This window comes from Sphingobacterium sp. T2 (assembly GCF_000814685.1).
Taxonomy (GTDB): domain Bacteria; phylum Bacteroidota; class Bacteroidia; order Sphingobacteriales; family Sphingobacteriaceae; genus Sphingobacterium; species Sphingobacterium thermophilum.
This window is the reverse complement of record NZ_JXAC01000131.1, coordinates 1-3,359: the sequence shown is the minus strand read 5'-3', so window position 1 is coordinate 3,359 and position 3,359 is coordinate 1. Positions and strand designations below refer to the sequence as shown.

The following is a 3,359-nucleotide window of genomic DNA, read 5'->3' as shown; positions in this document are numbered from 1 at the left end:
GACGCTGTTTGACAACAGGAAACAGCGAAATCGTGATGGCTCTTAAATCGGGAAGAGCAATACGTTTCAACGAATCTACCGTTCGTCCTATGGGCCGTACCGCTACGGGAGTTCGAGGAATTACGCTTGCCAGCGATGACGATGAAGTAGTTGGCATGATTAGTGTTAATAGTCCTGATGTTACCGTGTTGGTAGTTTCGGAAAAAGGGTATGGAAAACGTACCGACATTGAAGACTACCGTATTACAAATCGTGGTGGTAAAGGTGTGAAAACTATCAACCATCACCGAAAAAACAGGCTTGTTGGTAGCGATTAAAGACGTGACAGACAATGATGACCTGATGATAATCAATAAATCGGGCATCGTAATCCGTATAGGTGTAGATACCCTTCGTGTGATGGGTAGAGCAACGCAAGGGGTACGTCTGATTACGTTGAAAGAAAACGATGAGATCGCATCTATTACTAAAGTAGCAAGAGAGGAAGACGAAGAGGTTGAAGAAAATATAGATGAAAACACTATGGACAATTCGGCCGAAAACGACACAACAGACAATCAAGCGACTGAAGAATAAAAAAATGAAAGCAATATTAGCTTCAATACTTTCGATATTTATAGGTTCTACTGTTGTAGCCCAATCTAACTTTAAGGAGGGCTCCAACAGTTTTGCCAAATACACGAAAACAGGCGACATAAAAGAATTGGAAAATGCCAAAAAATTCATTGATGCCGCCTACAAAACTAGACGTGACTCTTCATTAACTAAGAACAACGTGCTTAGAGCTATGATTTATAGTTCTATGGCTTATGCAGACTCTTTGCGCAAAATCAAAACAGATAAAGATCCTATCATCATTGCGGAAGATGCCTTGAAACGTATCCGCCCGCGGGATAGAAAAAATCTCACTAACGAAATTACTTACGTCAAGCAAAATCTTATTGCAGCATATATTTATAAAGCAAATAAGGAAATAGAAAAAGAAGAATTCGAAAAAGCGTATAACAGCTTCCTTGAAGTCGAGAAATTAGGGTCGCAGTCGGTAGATGTATTGAGGAATTTGGCATATCTGTCCGCTCAGGCAGGAAAGTATAAAGAAGCCATCTCCTATTACCAAAAGCTGAATACAAAGTACAGAAGCAGAACCAGAGGTGTACATAGCATTGGCCCAAGCATATAAAGCCATAGATAACTCCCAAGAATATCTAAGTACTTTACAGCGAGCTCGTCAACTGTTCCCTAAGCATAAGAATATTCTTTTTCTGTTAGTGGATTTTTATGCACAAAATAAAACCTATCAAGCCCTCACTCCTATCATTGCTGAGGCTATAGCCTATGAGCCTGATAACATAGAACTTTACTATCTGGCTGGATTTGCACACGAAAATGTAGGTAACATTGCCGAAGCAAAAAATTATTATTCCAAAGTATTAAATTTGGAAGAAGGCAATTATGATGCTAATTTGGCATTAGGATTGATATATTTAAATGAATATCTAAAGGATAAAAACAATTTAGAAGCACAGTATATGGCTCAGGACTACCTACTGAAAGCCAATGGAATCAAACCTTATGCTACAAATGCCCTAAAAGGCTTGGCTTTATTCTATGAAGCTACTGGCGATCAAGAACAATTAGACAGAGTCAATCTGCTTCTAAATCAGTTATCAAATAATTAAAAAGGTAAAACGTATGAACATTAAAAAAGGAATTTTATTTGCTGCCATATTTTTCTCGGCAGGTTCATTATTCGCCCAAGCCGGCAAAGTAAAATCAGCATTGACAAATTTTCAAAAGTATTACGAATTTAAACAAGCCGGAAATGCTAAGCTAGGCGAAACGTTTATTAAATCGGCGAAAGAAGCCATCGATGCAGCAATCGTTCACGATAAGACCAAAGAATCTGCGGAAGCATGGGCATACTACGGTACCATCTATGCCAACATTGGTGCAGATGCCAACAACGCTGAAGATATCGCTAAAGCTAAAGAAGCATTAGCCAAAGCCCGCCAGTTGGACAAAGACAATAAGTTCACCGAAAACATTACTTTAGGTGAACAAACCATTTATGTATACAACTTCAACCAAGGAGTAGCGGCTTGGGATAAACAAGATTATAATGCCGCATATAATGCTTTCCACGAAGCTTCTTTGATCGTGCCAGGTGACACTACCACCACATATTATGCCGGCATCGCTGCCCTACAAAGCAATGACTATCAAAAAGGATTGGAAAAATACCTTGCTTTGGTAGATCGTAAAGACTATAGCGAACATAAGAAAATCCTTAAAGATCTTCCAAATATCTATTTGACATTACAGGATACTACTAACGCCTTGAAATATGCCGGCATCGCCGCAAAAGAATATCCAGAGGATAGTGAGATTGCCAACCAAAATATCAACTTTAACATTGCGTTAGGAAATACAGCAGGTATAATGAACGATCTTAAAGCTCAAATAGAAAAAGAACCAACCAACAAAACGCTTTACTTCTATTTGGGTATCGCTGAAGCTTCTCAAAATAATGAACAGGCAGCTTTAGAAGCTTATAAAAAAGCTTTGGAAATTGACCCGGACTACACTGACGCCAACGTTAATGCTGGTGTAGTTATCATGAACCTTGTCCGTGAAGATTTACAAAAATTGAACAGTGACAGAAATATTACCAATGCAGCATACAATGCGAAAGTAGCTGAATTCAAAGAAAGAGCTAAAGGTGCAGAAAAATATTTCTTAAACGCCATTAAGGTTAATCCTAATGAAGAAAGCGCTTTGAGAGGTTTGAAAAGCTTATATGACTTCTTACAAGAAGAAGAAAAATCTAAAGAAATTCAGGCTAAATTGGATGCTTTAAACTAATGTTTTCTAAGTCTCAATAAAAGAAAGCCGGAACAAATGTTCCGGCTTTCTTTTTGAGCTTAAGGAAAGTTAAGTTACTTGTTTTTGACAAGTTTATACATGTCAAAGCCTTTTGCCCAGTAGTCCTTATGTGTTTCAACTAATTTAAACCCGCTTTTTTCATAAAACGGATATACAAACTGAGAGGTACGGACCACAATAGTATTAACGTATTCCCTCTTGGAAATGATGCCCAAACGATGGTCCAACAAAAGCTTGCCTAATCCTTGATTGTGATACTGCGGCAATAGCAAATCCCAACTCAGCTTTGCTATCTTCTTAGCCCTGTCGTAATTGATACCTCCTCCTCCAACAACACTTTCTTCCATTTCCAAAACATAATAATCCTCCAACTCATTGGTCAGAAAATTTCTGTAATCTTCAATCTCGGACTCAGCAAAGTATTGAGGTATGTTTTGCTCTAACACACGAACCAACGGTTCAAAATCTTCATTTTT

Annotated in this window: 4 protein-coding genes and 1 pseudogene; 4 read left to right on the top strand and 1 reads right to left on the bottom strand. The window is 38.2% G+C overall.

Going from position 1 to position 3,359, the window contains the following annotated elements:
* From SD31_RS16100 to SD31_RS09175, 4 genes and pseudogenes are all read left to right on the top strand, one after another.
* Positions 1–576: pseudogene (locus tag SD31_RS16100) on the top strand (DNA gyrase C-terminal beta-propeller domain-containing protein); the annotation flags it as partial.
* Positions 577–580: 4 nt separating this feature from the next.
* Complete coding sequence (locus SD31_RS19015; protein WP_231561399.1) at positions 581–1,180, top strand: hypothetical protein; 600 nt, start codon at positions 581–583, stop codon at positions 1,178–1,180.
* Complete coding sequence (locus SD31_RS19010; RefSeq protein ID WP_231561398.1) at positions 1,152–1,679, top strand: hypothetical protein; 528 nt, start codon at positions 1,152–1,154, stop codon at positions 1,677–1,679. Before SD31_RS19015 ends, SD31_RS19010 begins: the two co-directional genes overlap by 29 nt.
* A 13-nt stretch (positions 1,680–1,692) precedes the next feature.
* The gene (locus tag SD31_RS09175) at positions 1,693–2,862 is read left to right on the top strand and encodes a tetratricopeptide repeat protein (RefSeq protein ID WP_039053902.1); all 1,170 of its coding nucleotides are present in this window, start codon (positions 1,693–1,695) and stop codon (positions 2,860–2,862) included.
* A 74-nt stretch (positions 2,863–2,936) separates the two neighbouring features.
* Here SD31_RS09175 and SD31_RS09170 read toward each other — a convergent pair.
* Positions 2,937–3,359: GNAT family N-acetyltransferase (locus SD31_RS09170; protein ID WP_039053901.1), on the bottom strand; the 423-nt coding region annotated here is incomplete at its 5' end.

Coding starts and splice junctions, on each gene's coding strand:
- SD31_RS19015 (WP_231561399.1), top strand. CDS start 581: ATGAAAGCAATATTAGCTTCAATACTTTCGATATTTATAGGTTCTACT.
- SD31_RS09175 (WP_039053902.1), top strand. CDS start 1,693: ATGAACATTAAAAAAGGAATTTTATTTGCTGCCATATTTTTCTCGGCA.